17 protein-coding genes are annotated in these 16,134 nt (G+C 72.8%); all 17 read left to right on the forward strand.

Annotated elements, in window-relative coordinates:
* The coding region (locus WML84_RS06055; RefSeq protein WP_347345243.1) for an HAD hydrolase-like protein at positions 1–880 on the forward strand (880 nt) is incomplete at its 5' end.
* A gap of 46 nt (positions 881–926) precedes the next feature.
* Positions 927–1,085: a hypothetical protein gene (locus tag WML84_RS06060; RefSeq protein ID WP_347345244.1), complete on the forward strand. Its 159-nt coding sequence runs from the start codon at positions 927–929 to the stop codon at positions 1,083–1,085.
* Positions 1,082–1,900, forward strand: coding sequence for a TlyA family RNA methyltransferase (locus WML84_RS06065; protein WP_347345245.1), 819 nt, complete (start codon positions 1,082–1,084; stop codon positions 1,898–1,900). The genes WML84_RS06060 and WML84_RS06065 overlap by 4 nt, the downstream gene beginning before the upstream one ends.
* Positions 1,897–2,826 (forward strand): NAD kinase, encoded by a 930-nt coding sequence (locus tag WML84_RS06070; protein WP_347345246.1) that lies wholly within the window; start codon positions 1,897–1,899, stop codon positions 2,824–2,826. The genes WML84_RS06065 and WML84_RS06070 overlap by 4 nt, the downstream gene beginning before the upstream one ends.
* Positions 2,823–4,520, forward strand: coding sequence for a DNA repair protein RecN (gene recN, locus WML84_RS06075; protein WP_347345247.1), 1,698 nt, complete (start codon positions 2,823–2,825; stop codon positions 4,518–4,520). The genes WML84_RS06070 and recN overlap by 4 nt, the downstream gene beginning before the upstream one ends.
* 66 nt (positions 4,521–4,586) lie before the next feature.
* On the forward strand, positions 4,587–5,477 hold the full coding sequence (gene ppk2 / locus WML84_RS06080; RefSeq protein WP_347345248.1) for a polyphosphate kinase 2: 891 nt from the start codon (positions 4,587–4,589) through the stop codon (positions 5,475–5,477).
* A 51-nt stretch (positions 5,478–5,528) separates the two neighbouring features.
* Positions 5,529–7,223, forward strand: coding sequence for a CTP synthase (locus WML84_RS06085; protein WP_347345249.1), 1,695 nt, complete (start codon positions 5,529–5,531; stop codon positions 7,221–7,223).
* Positions 7,216–7,878 (forward strand): NUDIX hydrolase, encoded by a 663-nt coding sequence (locus WML84_RS06090; RefSeq protein ID WP_347345250.1) that lies wholly within the window; start codon positions 7,216–7,218, stop codon positions 7,876–7,878. The genes WML84_RS06085 and WML84_RS06090 overlap by 8 nt, the downstream gene beginning before the upstream one ends.
* Complete coding sequence (gene xerD, locus WML84_RS06095; protein WP_347345251.1) at positions 7,875–8,798, forward strand: site-specific tyrosine recombinase XerD; 924 nt, start codon at positions 7,875–7,877, stop codon at positions 8,796–8,798. Before WML84_RS06090 ends, xerD begins: the two co-directional genes overlap by 4 nt.
* A gap of 117 nt (positions 8,799–8,915) precedes the next feature.
* Positions 8,916–9,800 carry a ParA family protein gene (locus WML84_RS06100; RefSeq protein WP_347345252.1) on the forward strand — a complete coding sequence of 295 codons (885 nt, stop codon included), beginning with the start codon at positions 8,916–8,918 and terminating at the stop codon, positions 9,798–9,800.
* A 7-nt stretch (positions 9,801–9,807) separates the two neighbouring features.
* Entirely contained in the window at positions 9,808–10,623 is an 816-nt protein-coding gene (locus WML84_RS06105; protein ID WP_347345259.1) for a ScpA family protein, read from the forward strand.
* Positions 10,613–11,230, forward strand: coding sequence for an SMC-Scp complex subunit ScpB (scpB, locus tag WML84_RS06110; RefSeq protein ID WP_347345253.1), 618 nt, complete (start codon positions 10,613–10,615; stop codon positions 11,228–11,230). The genes WML84_RS06105 and scpB overlap by 11 nt, the downstream gene beginning before the upstream one ends.
* 30 nt (positions 11,231–11,260) lie before the next feature.
* Positions 11,261–11,944 carry a GPP34 family phosphoprotein gene (locus tag WML84_RS06115; protein ID WP_347345254.1) on the forward strand — a complete coding sequence of 228 codons (684 nt, stop codon included), beginning with the start codon at positions 11,261–11,263 and terminating at the stop codon, positions 11,942–11,944.
* Positions 11,945–11,972: 28 nt separating this feature from the next.
* Positions 11,973–12,704, forward strand: coding sequence for a pseudouridine synthase (locus WML84_RS06120; protein WP_347345255.1), 732 nt, complete (start codon positions 11,973–11,975; stop codon positions 12,702–12,704).
* A 9-nt stretch (positions 12,705–12,713) separates the two neighbouring features.
* The gene (locus tag WML84_RS06125) at positions 12,714–13,832 is read left to right on the forward strand and encodes a prephenate dehydrogenase (protein WP_347345256.1); all 1,119 of its coding nucleotides are present in this window, start codon (positions 12,714–12,716) and stop codon (positions 13,830–13,832) included.
* Positions 13,825–14,517 carry a (d)CMP kinase gene (gene cmk, locus WML84_RS06130; protein ID WP_347345257.1) on the forward strand — a complete coding sequence of 231 codons (693 nt, stop codon included), beginning with the start codon at positions 13,825–13,827 and terminating at the stop codon, positions 14,515–14,517. Before WML84_RS06125 ends, cmk begins: the two co-directional genes overlap by 8 nt.
* Entirely contained in the window at positions 14,507–16,033 is a 1,527-nt protein-coding gene (der, locus tag WML84_RS06135; protein WP_347345258.1) for a ribosome biogenesis GTPase Der, read from the forward strand. The genes cmk and der overlap by 11 nt, the downstream gene beginning before the upstream one ends.
* Positions 16,034–16,134 lie beyond the last annotated feature (101 nt).

Raw genomic sequence — 16,134 nt, forward strand, 5'->3', positions numbered from 1 at the left:
CATCACCAACAACGCCTCCCGCACCGACGCGAGCGTGGCCGGCCACCTGCGCGAGCTGGGCCTGCGCACCGAGACCGAGGACGTCGTCACGAGCCCGCAGGCGGCCATGCTGCTCCTGCGCGAGCGCGTGCCGGCCGGCTCACGCATCCTCGTGGTCGGCGGCGACGGCCTCGTCGTCGAGGTCGAGAAGGCCGGCTTCCAGGTCACCCGCAGCGCCGACGACGAGCCCGCGGCGGTCGTGCAGGGCTTCGCGCCCGAGGTCGGCTGGCGCGAGCTCGCCGAGGCGGCCTACGCGCTCGCCCTGCCCGAGGACGAGGGCGGCATCCCCTGGATCGCGACGAACACCGACTGGACGATCCCGCAGGCCCGCGGCATCGCGCCGGGAAACGGCACGCTGGTCTCCGCGGTCCACACGGCCGTCGGCCGGCTCGCGGTCGTCGCGGGAAAGCCCGAGCGCCCCATCTTCGACGTCGCCGTCGCGCGGTTCGACGCGCGGCATCCGCTCTTCATCGGCGACCGCCTCGACACCGACATCGCCGGCGCGCAGGCGGCCGGCATCCCGTCTGCGCTCGTCCTCACCGGCATCGACCGGCCGAAGCACGTGCTCGCAGCCCCCACGAGCTCGCGTCCCACCTACATCCTGAGCGACCTGCGCGAACTGCACGAGCCCTACCCCGAGACGGTGCACAAGGGCGAGGTCACGACGGTCGGCTCGGCCTCGGTGCGCATCGACGGACCCGACGTGCACATCGTGTCGGAGGGGAGCCGCCCCATCGACCTCGTGCGCGCCGGCGCCGCGGCGATCTGGGCGACCGGGCGCGCGATCTACGGCTTCCGCATCCCGGAGCGCCTCTACGCCGACCCGTTCCGCCGGCCCTGACACCGCGCTGAGACCCGGCCGCGACACGGCCGCGTATCGTGGAGGCATGTCGATGGATGCCGCGGACGCTCGCCGCGAGGACCTGCTGTCGGCGCTCGAGGTGATCGAGCAGCAGCCGCTGGCCGAGCGGGCCACCGCCTACGCGGCCCTGCACGACGAGTTGGCGCGCCGGCTCGAGTCGGCGCCGCCAGACCGGTCGGCGTGACGATGCGTCTCGACGCCGCCGTGGCCGCGCGCGGCCTGGCGCGCTCGCGCACGCACGCGGCGCAGCTCATCAACGCGGGCCTCGTGAGCGTCGACGGCGCCGCGGTCGTGAAGCCGTCCGCGCCGGTCGACGACGCCGTCGAGATCGCCGTCGCCGTCTCGGACCACTACGTCAGCCGCGCGGCGCACAAGCTCCTCGCGGGGCTCGACGCGTTCGCCGTGGACGTCTCCGGGCGATACGCGCTCGACATGGGCGCCTCGACGGGCGGGTTCACCCAGGTGCTGCGCGAACGCGGGGCGGCACCGGTGGTCGCGATCGACGTCGGCCACGGCCAGCTCGCCCCCGAGGTGGCCGCCGACGCGGACGTGATCGCGGTCGAGGGCTTCAACGTGCGCTACATGACGCCCGCCACGCTGGCGGAGGCCAGCGGCATGGACGAGCCGCCCTCGGTGATCACCGGCGACCTCTCGTTCATCTCGCTCACCCATGTGCTGCCGGCCGTCGCCGACGTGGCCGCTCCCGGCGGCGACGTCGTGCTGCTCGTCAAGCCCCAGTTCGAGGTCGGCCGCACCGGCGTGCGCGAGGGGCTCGTCACCGACCCCGGCCGGCGCGCCGACGCCGTCGCGACCGTGCTGTGGGCGGCGTGGGATGCCGGTCTCGGCACGTACGGCGTCATCGCGTCGCCCATCGTCGGAACGCACGGCAACGCCGAGTACGTCGCGCACCTGCGCCCGCGGGGCGCGGGGGCAGACCCCGCGGACGGCAATCCGACAGAATGGTTGAGCACCGTGAACCGACTGGCGGGAATCCGATGACGAACGCGACACGCCACATCCTCGTCGTCGCGCACGCCCACCGCACCGAGACGGTGGAGGCGGCGCGGCGCGTCCTCGACGCGCTGCTGGGGGCGGGAGCGCGTCCGGTGCTGGCCGCGGACGACCGCGAGGAGCTCGGCGCCGTGCTCGGCCACCTCGACGAGGTCGCGACCCTCGGCGCCGACGTCGGCGTCGACGAGCTCGAGCTCGCGATCGTGCTCGGCGGCGACGGCACCATCCTGCGCGCGGCGGAGCTCGTCCGCGACGGCGCGGCGCCGATCCTCGGCATCAACATGGGGCACATCGGCTTCCTCGCCGAGATCGAGCGCGACGACATGGACGACGCGGTGCGCCGCGTCATCGCGCGCGACTACACCGTCGAGGAGCGCATGACGCTCTCGGTGCAGGTCGAGGACGTCTCCGACGAGGTCGTCTTCGAGACGTGGGCGCTCAACGAGGCGACCGTCGAGAAGGCGTCGCGCGAGCGGATGCTGGAGGTCGTCGTCGAGGTCGACGAACGGCCGCTGTCGACGTTCGGCTGCGACGGCGTGGTCGTCGCGACCCCGACCGGCTCGACCGCGTACAACTTCTCCGCGGGCGGCCCGGTGGTCTGGCCGACCGTCGAGGCGATCGCCGTCGTGCCGCTGTCGGCGCACGCGCTGTTCGCCCGCGCGCTCGTGCTCGCACCCGAGTCGACGGTCGCGATCGAGGTGCTGACCCGCACGACGACCGCCGGCATCCTGTGGTGCGACGGGCGCCGCTCGCACGACCTGCCTCCGGGCGCCCGCGTGATCGTGCGGCGCTCGCCCGAGCCGGTGCGGCTCGCCCGGCTGCACCCGGCGGTGTTCACCGACCGGCTCGTGCGCAAGTTCCGCCTTCCCGTCGAGGGGTGGCGCGGTCCCGCCCACGGGGCGGGGATGGCGTGATCGAGCAGGTCCAGCTGCGCGGGCTCGGCGTGATCGCGCAGGCGACGCTGCCCATCGGGCCCGGGTTCACGGCGATCACCGGCGAGACCGGCGCGGGCAAGACGATGGTCGTCACGGGCCTCGGCCTGCTCCTCGGCCAGCGGGCCGACTCGGCGGCGGTGCGTGCCGGAGACCGGCAGGCGGTCGTGGAGGGCGTGTGGATCGTGCCCGGCGACGGACCGGTCGCCGACCGCGTGCGCGAGGCCGGGGGAGAGGTCGAGCCCATCGGCGACGGCCGCGCCGAGCTGTACCTGGCGCGCACCCTGTCGGCCGAGGGCCGCAGCCGCGCGACGGTCGGCGGCCGCACGGCCCCCGCCGCGGTGCTCGCGGAGCTCGCCGACCAGCTCGTCGTCGTGCACGGACAGTCCGATCAGTTGCGTCTGCGCTCCGCGGCCGCGCAGCGCGACGCGCTCGACCGCTTCGGCGGCGAGTCCGTGGCCGACGCGCTGGCCTCGTACCGCGACGCGTACGAGGCCTGGCGCGCCGTCGCGCGCGAGCTCGAGACCCTGGTCGCCGAGCGCGACGCCCGTGCCCGCGAGGCCGCCGAGCTGCGCCGCGACCTCGCCGAGATCGCGACGGTCGCCCCCGAGCCGGGCGAGGACGTCGAGCTGGCCCGGCGCGCCGAGCGTCTCGCGAACGCCGAGGAGCTGCGGGTCGCGGCATCCGTCGCTCACGCCGCCCTGTCCGGAGAAGGCGACGAGCCCGACGTCGCGGGGCTCCTCGCCGGGGCGCGTCGCACGCTCGAGCGGGCCGCGTCGAGCGATGCCGCCCTCGGCGCGTTCGCCGACGAGCTGGCCGAGGTCGGCTACCGGGCGGCGGACATCGCGGCGGGTCTCAGCGCCTACCTCGCCGACCTCGACGACGCGGGGCCGCACGAGCTGGCCGCCGCGGAGGCACGGCGTGCCGAGCTCGGCACGCTCGTGCGCATCCACGGGTCGCTCGACGCGGCGCTCGCGCTGCAGGAGACCGGCGCCGTGCGCCTCGCCGAGCTCGACGACGACGGTGAGCGCGTCGAGCGGCTGACCGTGCAGCAGGGCGAGGCGGCATCCGTCCTCGGCGGCGCGGCCGCGGCGCTCACCGCGGAACGCGAACGGGCCGCCGTGCTTCTCGGCGAGGCGGTCACCGCGGAGCTGCGCGAGCTCGCCCTGCCCGACGCGCGCGTGGTCGTCACGGTGGAGCCGGGTGCCGAGTCCGCCGCGGGGCGCGACGAGATCACGATCCTCCTCGCCCCGCACCCGGGAGCCGAGCCACGGCCGGTCGCGCGCGGCGCCTCCGGCGGCGAGCTCAGCCGCGTCATGCTCGCGATCGAGGTCGTCATCGCCGCGACCGACCCGGTGCCCACGTTCGTGTTCGACGAGGTCGACGCCGGCATCGGCGGCGCCGCCGCGATCGAGGTCGGCCGCCGGCTCGCGCGGCTGGCGGAGACGAGCCAGGTGATCGCGGTGACCCACCTCGCCCAGGTCGCTGCGTTCGCCGGCAACCACCTGAGCGTCGTCAAGGCGAGCGACGGGTCCGTCACGGCCTCCAGCGTCCGCACGCTCGCCGGCGCCGAGCGCGAGGCCGAGATGGCGCGCCTGCTGTCGGGGATGCCGGACTCCGACGCCGCCCTCACGCACGCCCGCGAGCTCCTCGGCCTCGCCCGCTCGAGCGCCTGAACCACCTCCGCGGACCGGCGCGAAATCGGCTCCCAACGAGCCTCCGGACTCCGCTAGATTCGCAGCATGCCCGAGGACTTCCGCGAGTACATCGACCGCATCTACCAGGAGGGCTTCACCATCGGTGAAGACCACGACGACGACCCCCAGCTGATCGACCGCACCGGTCGCGCCGTCGACACGTGGCGCGAGAACTACCCCTACGACGAGCGCATGTCGCGCGAGGAGTACGACCGGCAGAAGTACGAGCTCCAGGTCGAGCTCGTGAAGTTCCAGAACTGGCAGCAGCGCAGCGGCCAGCGGCACCTGCTGATCTTCGAGGGTCGGGACGCCGCGGGCAAGGGCAGCACGATCAAGCGGTTCATGGAGCACCTGAACCCCCGCTACGCGCGCGTCGTGGCGCTCGTCAAGCCCAGCGACCGCGAGCAGACGCAGTGGTACTTCCAGCGCTACGTGGCGCACCTCCCGGCCCAGGGCGAGACGGTGCTGTTCGACCGCAGCTGGTACAACCGCGCGGGCGTCGAGCGGGTGATGGGCTTCTGCGACGAGGAGGAGTACCAGGTCTTCATGGACGACGTGCCGCGCTTCGAGCGGATGCTGGTGGACTCCGGCATCCGGCTCACGAAGTTCTGGTTCTCGGTGACCCGGTCCGAGCAGCGGACCCGGTTCATCATCCGCCAGATCGACCCGGTCCGGCAGTGGAAGCTGTCGCCCATCGACATCCAGTCGCTCGACCGCTGGGACGACTACACCGCGGCGAAGGAGGAGATGTTCCGCCGCACCGACAAGAAGGGCGCCCCCTGGATCACGGTGAAGAGCAACGACAAGAAGCGCGCGCGGCTCAACACGATGCGCGCGTTCCTGTCGTCGGTCGACTACGACGGCAAGGATGCCGACGTCATCGGCGAGCCCGACCCGCTCATCGTGCAGCGCGGCCGGAGCGCGGTCGGCGACTGAGGTGCGGGCGTGGAGACTCGGCATCCGATCCGCGCTGTAGGATGAAAGCCCGTGACGGACACTTCGCGCACGGGCACCGATTCAGACGACACCACCAGGCACATCTTCGTGACGGGCGGTGTCGTCTCCTCGTTGGGGAAGGGCCTCACCGCCGCGAGCCTCGGCAACCTCCTCACGGCGCGAGGACTGCGCGTCGTGATGCAGAAGCTCGACCCGTACCTCAACGTCGACCCGGGGACGATGAACCCCTTCCAGCACGGCGAGGTCTTCGTGACCGACGACGGCGCCGAGACCGACCTCGACATCGGGCACTACGAGCGCTTCCTCGACATCGAGCTGAGTCAGGCCGCGAACGTCACGACCGGGCAGATCTACTCGCAGGTGATCGCGCGCGAGCGCCGCGGCGAGTACCTCGGCGACACCGTGCAGGTCATCCCGCACATCACCGACGAGATCAAGCGCCGCATGCGCCTGCAGGCCGACGAGACGCCGAAGCCCGACGTCATCATCACCGAGATCGGCGGCACGGTCGGCGACATCGAGTCGCAGCCGTTCATCGAGTCGGCGCGCCAGATCCGGCACGAGCTGGGCCGCAAGAACGTCTTCTTCGTGCACGTGTCGCTCGTGCCGTTCATGGGCGCGTCGGGGGAGCAGAAGACCAAGCCCACGCAGCACTCGGTCGCCACGCTCCGCTCGATCGGCATCCAGCCCGACGCGCTGGTGCTGCGCAGCGACCGGCCCGTCACCGACGCGAACAAGCGCAAGATCGCGCTCATGTGCGACGTCGACGAGGATGCCGTCGTGAACGCCGTCGACGTGCCGTCGATCTACGACATCCCCACGATGCTGCACGAGCAGCACCTCGACGAGTACATCGTGCGCACCCTCGGTCTCGCCAAGGCCGCCGACGTCGACTGGACGCGGTGGGGCAAGGTGCTCCAGGCCGTGCACAACCCCAAGCACGAGGTCACGATCGGCCTCGTCGGCAAGTACATCGACCTGCCCGACGCGTACCTGTCGGTCACCGAGGCGCTCAAGGCCGGCGGCTTCGCGCAGGAGACGAAGGTGCAGGTCCAGTGGATCCCCTCCGACCTGTGCGAGACGCCCGAGGGCGCCGCGCGGGCGCTCGGAAACGTCGACGGCATCGTCGTGCCCGGCGGCTTCGGCATCCGCGGCATCGAGGGCAAGCTCGGCGCGCTGAGGTTCGCACGCGAGCAGGGCATCCCCACCCTCGGGATCTGCCTGGGCCTGCAGTGCATGGTGATCGAGTACGCGCGCGACGTCGTCGGGCTGGAGGGCGCGTCGTCGAGCGAGTTCGACCCCGACACCGCGCACCCGGTGATCGCGACGATGGCCGAGCAGGTCGACATCCTCGAAAGCGGCGACCTGGGCGGCACCATGCGGCTCGGGCTCTACGAGGCCGAGCTCGCGGACGGGTCGCTCGCCGCCGAGCTGTACGGCTCGGCGCGCGCGTCGGAGCGGCACCGGCACCGCTACGAGGTCAACAACCGCTACCGCGACCAGATCGCCCTGGCGGGCCTCGTGTTCTCGGGCCTGTCGCCCGACCGCAACCTCGTCGAGTACGTCGAGCTGCCGCGCGACGTGCACCCGTTCTACATCGCGACGCAGGCCCACCCCGAGCTGCGGTCGCGCCCGACCGAGGCCAACCCGCTGTTCCGCGGCCTCATCGCGGCGGCCCTCGACCGGCACAGCGCGAGCGAGCTGTTCGACGTGGACAATGACTGAGCCGGCCGGGTCGGGCTCCGACGAACTGCTCGCCGACGACCCCGTCGGCGTCGAGGTGACGCGCAGCGACACCGTCTACGAGGGCCGGGTGTGGAACATCCGTCGCGACGAGTTCCGCTACAACGGCGACACGATCGTGCGCGAGTACATGGACCACTCCGGCGCCGTCGCGGTGCTCGCGCTCGACGACGACGATCGGATGCTGGTGATCAAGCAGTACCGGCATCCCGTCCAGGTGCGCGATTGGGAGATCCCCGCGGGCCTGCTCGACGTCGTCGACGAGGACGCGCTCGCCGCTGCCCAGCGCGAGCTCGCCGAAGAGGCCGACCTCGTCGCGGAGCGCTGGGACACCCTCGCGGAGTTCTACAACAGCGCCGGCGGCAGCGACGAGGCGATCCGCATCTACCTCGCCCGCGATCTCCGGCCCGCAGCCGAGACCTACGCGCGGATCGAGGAGGAGGCCGACATCGAGGTGCGCTGGGTGCCGCTCGACGAGGTCGTCGCCGCGGTCCTCGCCCGCCGGGTGCAGAACGCGGCGCTCGCCGTGGGGGCGCTCGCCGCCCATGTCTCGCGCGCCGGCGGCTGGACGAGCCTCGCGGCGGCCGATGCGCCGTGGCCGCGGCGCTCGCGACCGATCGGAGCGCCTCGACGGTGAACGTGGACCGCGCGATCGACGCCTACCTGAGGCACATCTCGATCGAGCGCGGACTCTCCGGCCACACCGTCGCCGCGTACCACCGCGACCTCGCCGGCTATGCGGCGTGGCTCGCGGACCGGGGGATCGACGACCCCGCGACGGTGACCGACGAGGTCGTCGGCGCGTTCGTCGCCGACCGCGCCGGCGCCGAGCCGCGCCCGGCGGCGACCTCGCTCGCGCGACTGCAGTCGTCGGTGCGGGGACTGCACCGCTTCCTCGCGCGCGAGGGCGTCGCGGCCGACGATCCCACGCGGCGCCTGCGCCCGCCCAAGACGCCGCAGCGGCTGCCGAAGGCCCTCACGATCGACCAGGTCGAGGCGCTCCTCGACGCCGCCGGTCCCGCGCCCGGCGCCGCCGTCGACACCGACCTGCTGCGGCTGCGCGACCGCGCGCTGCTGGAGCTCCTCTACGCGACCGGCGGGCGCGTGTCGGAGATCGTGGCGCTCGACGTCGACGACCTCGCGCACGGCGAGGTGCTGCGCGTGCGCGGCAAGGGCGACAAGGAGCGCATCGTGCCGGTCGGCTCGTACGCGCGCGCGGCCATCGACGCCTACCTGTCCCGCGCGCGACCCGAGCTGTCGCGACGCGGACACGCGACGCCGCGGCTCTTCCTCGGGGCGCGCGGCGCGCCGCTGTCGCGCCAGTCGGCGTGGCTCATCATCCAGCAGGCCGCCGAGCGCGCCGGCCTCACCGCGCACGTCTCGCCGCACACGCTGCGGCACTCGTTCGCGACGCACCTGCTGCAGGGCGGCGCCGACGTCCGCGTCGTGCAGGAGCTGCTCGGGCACGCCTCGGTCGCGACGACCCAGATCTACACGCACGTGTCGGTCGACACGCTCCGCGACGTGTACGCGAGCTCGCACCCCCGCGCCCGCTGATCCCCGGCATCCCGCGCTCCTCAGAGGGCGCAGGTGATCACTGCGGGGAGCGGAGGGCGACAGAATCGGCCACGTCGCTAGAATCGGGGGGACGAGACGGTGAAGGCAGGAGAGTCCGTGGCGGGCAGCAAGCGGGGTGCGGCGAAGACCCCCCAATCAGACACCCCGATCGGCCCCACCGGCCGGCCCTATCAGGGCTTCCCGACGCCGCCGAAGCTCGACGGGCACGGGCCCGCCCGCATCATCGCGCTGTGCAACCAGAAGGGCGGCGTCGGCAAGACCACGACGACGATCAACCTCGCCGCGGGCCTGGCCTCGTACGGCCGCCGCGTGCTGACGATCGACTTCGACCCGCAGGGCGCGCTGTCGGCCGGGCTGGGCGTCGCGTCGCACGACGTGACCACCATCTACGACCTGCTGCTCGACCCCAAGCGCGACGCGCACGAGGCGATCATCCACACGCGCGTGGAGGGCCTCGACATCATCCCGGCCAACATCGACCTGTCGGCCGCCGAGGTGCACCTGGTCAACGAGGTCGCCCGCGAGATGATCCTCGCGCGCGTGCTGCGGAAGGTCTCGCCCGACTACGACGTCATCCTCATCGACTGCCAGCCGTCGCTGGGCCTCCTGACCGTCAACGCGCTCACGGCCAGCCACGGCGTGCTCATCCCGCTGGAGTGCGAGTTCTTCGCCCTCCGCGGCGTGGCCCTCCTCATCGAGACGATCGACAAGGTGCGCGACCGGCTCAACCCCTCGATCACCCTCGACGGCGTGCTCGCCACGATGTACGACCCGCGCACGCTGCACTCGCGCGAGGTGCTCGAGCGGGTGGTCGACGCGTTCGGCGACGAGGTGCTCGAGACCGTCATCGGCCGCACGGTGAAGTTCCCGGATGCCTCGGTGTCGGGCATCCCGATCACCGAGTACGCGCCGGAGCACCCCGCCGCCCAGGCCTATCTGCGACTGGCGCGGGAGCTGGTCGCCCGTGGCGCCGTCGCCTGACGAGGCCGTGCCGGTGCTCGACGGGTCGTCGCCCGAGGAGCCGGAGGGGTTCCGCGTCTCGCTCGGGGTGTTCGACGGCCCGTTCGACCTGCTGCTGACCCTCATCTCGACGCACCGGCTCGACATCACGGAGATCTCGCTCAGCCGCGTCACCGACGAGTTCATCTCCTATCTGAAAGGCCTCTCGACCGACGAGGAGCTCGACGAGGCGTCCGAGTTCCTCGTCGTCGCGGCGACCCTGCTCGACATGAAGGTCGCCGGCCTCCTCCCGCAGGGCGAGCTGGTCGACGCCGAGTCGGTGGCGCTGCTCGAGGCCCGCGACCTGCTGTTCGCGCGGCTGCTGCAGTACCGCGCGTTCAAGGAGGTGTCGGGCTGGTTCGCCGAGCGGCTCGAGCGCGAGGGTCGCCGGCACGTGCGCGCCGTGCGCCTGGAGGACAAATACCGCCGCGCGGTGCCCGAGCTCGTCTGGACGCTCTCGCTCGACGACTTCGCGGCGCTCGCCGTGCTCGCCTTCACGCCGAAGGAGATCCCGCACGTCGGCCTCGGCCACCTGCATGCACCGCTCGTGTCGATCCGCGAACAGGCGGCGGTCGTGGTGACGCTCCTGCGGGATGCCGGTCAGCTCAACTTCCGCGACCTCATCGCCGGTGTCGACCAGCCCGGCGTCGTGGTCGCCCGCTTCCTCTCCGTCCTGGAGCTGTACCGCCACTCCGCGCTGTCGTTCGAGCAGCTCGAGCCGCTCGGCGAGCTGACGCTGCGGTGGACCGCGGAGCGGTGGTCCGACGAGAGCCTCGCCACCCTGGGAGCCGACTATGACCGATGACCCCGCCCTGCTCGACGGCCTCGACGACGTGCTGCTCGACGATGCGCCGCCCGCGGCGCCGATCGACGTGCCCCGCCGGCTGGAGGCGATCCTGCTGGTCGTCGACGAGCCGCAGAGCCTCGTCGCCCTCGCGGCCGCCGTGGGCGCGCCGGTGCCCGCGGTGCGCGAGGCTGTGCAGAGCCTCGTCGCCGACTACGACGGCGAGCTCGGCGGACCCCGCCGCGGCTTCGAGCTGCGCGAGGTGGGCGGCGGCTGGCGGCTGTACGTGCGCGCCGAGCACGACGACGTCGTCTCGGAGTTCGTGAACTCGCAGGCGCCGTCGCGGCTCTCGCAGGCGGCGCTCGAGACGCTCGCCGTCATCGCCTACAAGCAGCCGGTCACGCGCGGCCAGGTCGCCTCGGTGCGCGCCGTCAACGTCGACTCGGTGGTGCGGACGCTCCTGGCCCGCGGCCTCGTCACCGAGGTGGGCGCGGACGCCGAGACCGGCGCCATCCTGTACGGCACGACCGACGCGCTGCTCGTGCACCTCGGCATCAACTCCCTCGACGAGCTGCCGCGCATCTCGCCGCTCCTCGACGACGGGTCGGGCGGCTTCGACGCCGAGTAGGGGGCGACGGCATCCCGATAGGGTCGGGTCATGCTGACCGTCGAAGAGCTCTACCTGCTGCTCACGAGGTCGAACGGCGACCCGGAGGTGTTCGGGCTGCGGTTCGGTCCCGGCCTGAACGCAGCGCTCCTGACCGACCTGGTCGACGCCGCCCGCGTCACCGTGCTCGGCGACGCCCCGCCCCGCCTGCGCGTGCTCTCCACGACGCCGACGGGCGCGCTCGTGGCCGACTTCGGGCTCGAGCTGATCGCCGACCGGGACGGACACAAGGTCGAGAGCGTCGTCCGGTCGGGGCGCTTCAATCCCGAGGTCGCCGTGGTCGCGTCGCTCGTGCAGGCCGGGGTGCTGGAGTACGGCCCCAGGAAGCTCCTCGGCTTCGGCATGCGCCGGACGATCGAGCGCGATCCCGAGCCCAAGCGCCGCATCCGCGGGCGGCTGGCGGAGGTGTTCGCCGGGGATCGGGCGCCGACGGCGGGGGATGCCACGATCCTGGCGGCCCTGTACGCGATGGGCGTCGCCGCGCAGCTCCTGCACGACCTGTCCGACGCGGAGAGCGCGGACGAGTTCGAGAGCGCCCTCAAGGCGCTCGTGGCCCGTGCTCCGAGCCCGGGCGGCGAGGTCTCGCGCGCCGTGCTCGACCTGCAGCTGGCGCGCGGGGTCAAGGACCCGCGCGGCGACACTCCCGGCACGGGCGGGAGCGGGCCCGTCCTGTGACCGGTCGCCGCGGTGCGACACTGGACGGGTGACCCAGGAACGGCTGCAGAAGGTGCTCGCGAACGCGGGCGTGGCATCGCGCCGCGTGTGCGAGCAGTACATCGTGGCGGGCCGCGTGCGCGTCAACGGCGTCGTCGTGACCGAGCTGGGGAGCCGCGTCGACCCCGAGGTCGACCTCGTCGACGTCGACGGCACGGCCGTGCAGCTGGATGCCACGAAGCGCTACGTCATGCTCAACAAGCCCACCGGCGTCGTCAGCTCCATGAAGGACGAGCAGGGTCGCCCCGACCTGCGCCGGTTCACGCGGGAGTGGCCCGAGCGCCTGTACAACGTGGGGCGGCTCGACGCGCAGACGAGCGGCCTGCTCGTGCTCACCAACGACGGCGAGCTCGCCCACGTGCTCGCCCACCCGTCGTTCGGGGTCACCAAGGTGTACATCGCCAAGGTCTCCGGGCGCGTGACGCCGCAGACGATCGCCCGGCTGACCAAGGGGGTCGAGCTCGAGGACGGACCCATCGCCGCCGACCGCGCGCGTCTCCTCGACGCGCGCGGAGACTCCAGTCTCGTGGAGCTGACCCTGCACTCCGGCCGCAACCGGATCGTGCGTCGCATGATGGCCGAGGTGGGGCATCCGGTCGTCGAGCTGGTGCGGCGCAGCTTCGGCCCGCTGCACCTGGGAACCCTCCCGGCGGGCCGGGCGCGCGAGTTGACTACAGTGGAACGCGGCGCGCTGCTGACCCTCGCGCGCAGCAAGCAGTAAGGCGAACCAGTGAGCGACACCACGAGCGCCGTCGCGCGCGCGGCCCGCGTGCCCGGCACGGTGCGCATCGTGGGCGCGGGCCTGCTCGGTGCGAGCATCGGCCACGCGCTGCGCGACCTCGGCGTCGACGTCGTGCTCGCCGACGCATCGCCCTCGCAGCTGCGCCTCGCGATCGACTACGGAGCGGGGCGTGCCGCGCGCGCGGACGATCGCCCCGTGCTCATCGTCGTCGCCGTGCCGCCCGACGTCACCGCCGACGTCGTCGCCCGCGAGCTCGCCGACCACCCCGGCGTCGTCGTCACCGACGTCGCGAGCGTGAAGCTCGAGCCCCTGAACCAGCTGCGCGCGCGCGGCGTCGACCTCACCCACTACATCGGCTCGCACCCGCTCGCCGGTCGCGAGCGCGGCGGGGCCATCTCGGCACGCGCCGACATCTTCGTCGGTCGCCCCTGGGTCGTCTGCCGCGATCACGAGACCCCCGCGAGCGATCTCGCGATCGTCGAGGGACTCGCGCTCGACCTCGGCGCCATGCCGCTGGAGATGACCCCCGAGGAGCACGACGCCGCCGTGGCGCTCGTCTCGCACGTGCCGCAGCTGGTCGCGAGCCTCCTCGCGGGCCGCTTCGTCGACGCGCCGGACGGATCGCTCCGGCTCGCCGGTCAGGGCGTGCGCGACACGACGCGCATCGCCGCGTCGGCACCGGAGCTGTGGGTGCAGATCCTCGGAGCCAACGCCGCGCCCGTCGTCGACGTGCTCGACGCGCTCGCCGACGATCTCCGCTCGGTCGCCGCCGCCCTGCGCGCCCCCGACGTGCCCGGTGCCCGTCGCACCGTGGCCGACACGATCCGGCGCGGCAACGACGGCGTGGAGCGGCTCCCCGGCAAGCACGGGCAGAACCGGCTGTTCGAGAAGGTCGTCGTCATGGTCGACGACACCCCCGGCCAGCTCGGGCGCCTCTTCGGCGAGCTCGGCGTGCTCGACGTCAACGTCGAGGACTTCCGCCTCGAGCACTCGCCCGGCGCCCAGTTCGGCCTCGCCGAGATCAGCGTCGTCCCCGACGCCGTCCACCGGACCGTGACCGGGCTCGAGGCGCGGGGCTGGAAGATTGCGAGCATCCCCGATGACTGAACCGATCATCGTCGCCGTCGACGGCCCGGCCGGCAGCGGCAAGTCGAGCGTCTCGAAGGCCGTCGCCCGCCGGCTCGGCTTCGGCTATCTCGACACCGGCGCCGCGTACCGCGCGCTCGCGTGGCACGTGCTGAGCCAGGGTGGCGAGAGCGCCGACACGGCCGATGCGGCGGCGGTCGTGGCATCCGTCGCCGACTTCGACTACGCGATCTCGCTCGACCCCGACGACTACTGGGTGCGCGTCGGCGAGCACGACGTGACCGACGCCATCCGCGAGCCGCGCGTCTCGGCGGCCGTCAGCGGGGTCGCCCGCGTGCCCGAGGTGCGCGTGTCGGTGAACGACCTGTTCCGCGCGCTCGTGGCCGAGTCGGGCCGCCCCGGCGTCGTCGTCGAGGGCCGCGACATCACCACGGTGGTCGCGCCCGACGCGCCGGTGCGCATCCTGCTGACCGCGGCGCCCGAGGTGCGCGCCGCTCGTCGCAGCGCCGAGGTGACGACGCAGGATGCCGCGACCGTCGCGGCAGCTCTCCACCGCCGTGACGCGTCCGACGCGCAGGTCGTCGACTTCCTCACGGCCGCGCCCGGGGTGACCGTGGTGGACTCCACCGAGCTCGATTTCGCACAGACCGTGGAGGCCGTCCTCGACGTGGTCCACGCCGAGGAGGGAGCCCGCGATGGGCGTTGACGACGACGAGTACGAGGGCGGTCCCGACCACCTCGTCGAGAGGCTGGCCGAGGTCGACGAGGAGCTCGCCGAACAGCGGGCAGAGGCGCTGCGCGCGTCGCTCGCCGACTACGAGCTCGACGACGAGGACGCCGACCTGCTGGCGGGCCTCGCCGAGGGCGAGGACGGCATCCAGGTGCTGCCGGCGCTGCCGGTCGTCGCGATCGTGGGGCGCCCGAACGTCGGCAAGTCGGCGCTCGTGAACCGCATCCTCGGCCGCCGCGAGGCCGTCGTCGAGGACACGCCGGGAGTCACGCGCGACCGGGTCACCTACAAGGCCGAGTGGATGGACCGGAAGTTCACGCTCGTCGACACCGGCGGGTGGGAGCCGGATGCCCGGGGCATCGACCGCTCGGTCGCCGCCCAGGCCGAGGTCGCGATCGACCTCTCCGACGTGGTGCTGTTCGTCGTCGACGCGATGGTCGGGGCGACCTCGACCGACGAGCAGGTCGTGCGGCTGCTGCGCAAGAGCGGCAAGCCGGTGTTCCTCGTCGCCAACAAGATCGACGACGCGCGCCAGGAGCCCGAGGCCGCGGCCCTGTGGAGCCTGGGTCTCGGCGAGCCGCACGCGGTCTCGGCGATCCACGGGCGCGGCGTCGCCGACCTGCTGGACGAGATCATGAAGGTCCTGCCCGAGGTCTCCGCGGTCGCGAAGAACGAGATCGGCGGGCCGCGTCGCGTCGCGATCCTCGGTCGGCCGAACGTGGGCAAGTCGTCGCTCCTCAACAAGGCCGCCGGCGAGGAGCGCGTCGTCGTCGACGAGCTGGCCGGCACCACGCGCGACCCGGTGGACGAGATCGTCGAGCTGGGCGGCAGGCTGTGGCGGCTGGTCGACACCGCCGGCATCCGTCGTCGCGTGCATCTGCAGCAGGGCGCCGACTTCTACGCGTCGCTGCGCACCTCGGCGGCGCTCGAGAAGGCGGAGGTCGCGGTCGTCGTCCTCGATGTGTCGCAGCCGCTCAGCGAGCAGGACGTGCGCATCATCGACCTCGTGCTCGAGTCGGGGCGCGCGCTCGTGCTCGCGTTCAACAAGTGGGACCTCCTGAACACCCCCGAGCTCGAGAACGCCGACCGGCGCCGCTACCTGGAGCGCGAGATCGAACAGGACCTCGCGCACGTCTCGTGGGCGCCGCGCGTCAACATCTCCGCGCGCACCGGACGGCACCTCGACAAGCTCGTGCCGGCGCTCGAGACCGCGCTCACCTCGTGGGACCAGCGGATCTCGACCGGCAAGTTCAACGCGTTCCTCGCCGAGCTCGTCGCCGAGCACCCGCATCCGCTGCGCGGCGGCAAGCAGCCGCGCATCCTGTTCGGCACGCAGGCGTCGACGCGTCCGCCGACGTTCGTGCTGTTCACGACCGGGTTCCTCGACCCGGGCTACCGCCGGTTCATCCAGCGGCGCCTGCGCGAGGTCTTCGGCTTCGAGGGCACCCCGATCGTCACGAACATGCGCGTGCGGGAGCGCCGCCAGCGCTGACTCGTCGCGGAGCGCCCCGAGTTGCGGCGTATCTTCGGAGATCGGCGTATCGTCGGAGGCTTTGTCGAGCTTCCGTCCGACGTTGTGCAGATCTCCGAAGA

Origin of the sequence: Microbacterium sp., assembly GCF_039812165.1 — a bacterium.
Lineage (GTDB): Bacteria > Actinomycetota > Actinomycetes > Actinomycetales > Microbacteriaceae > Microbacterium.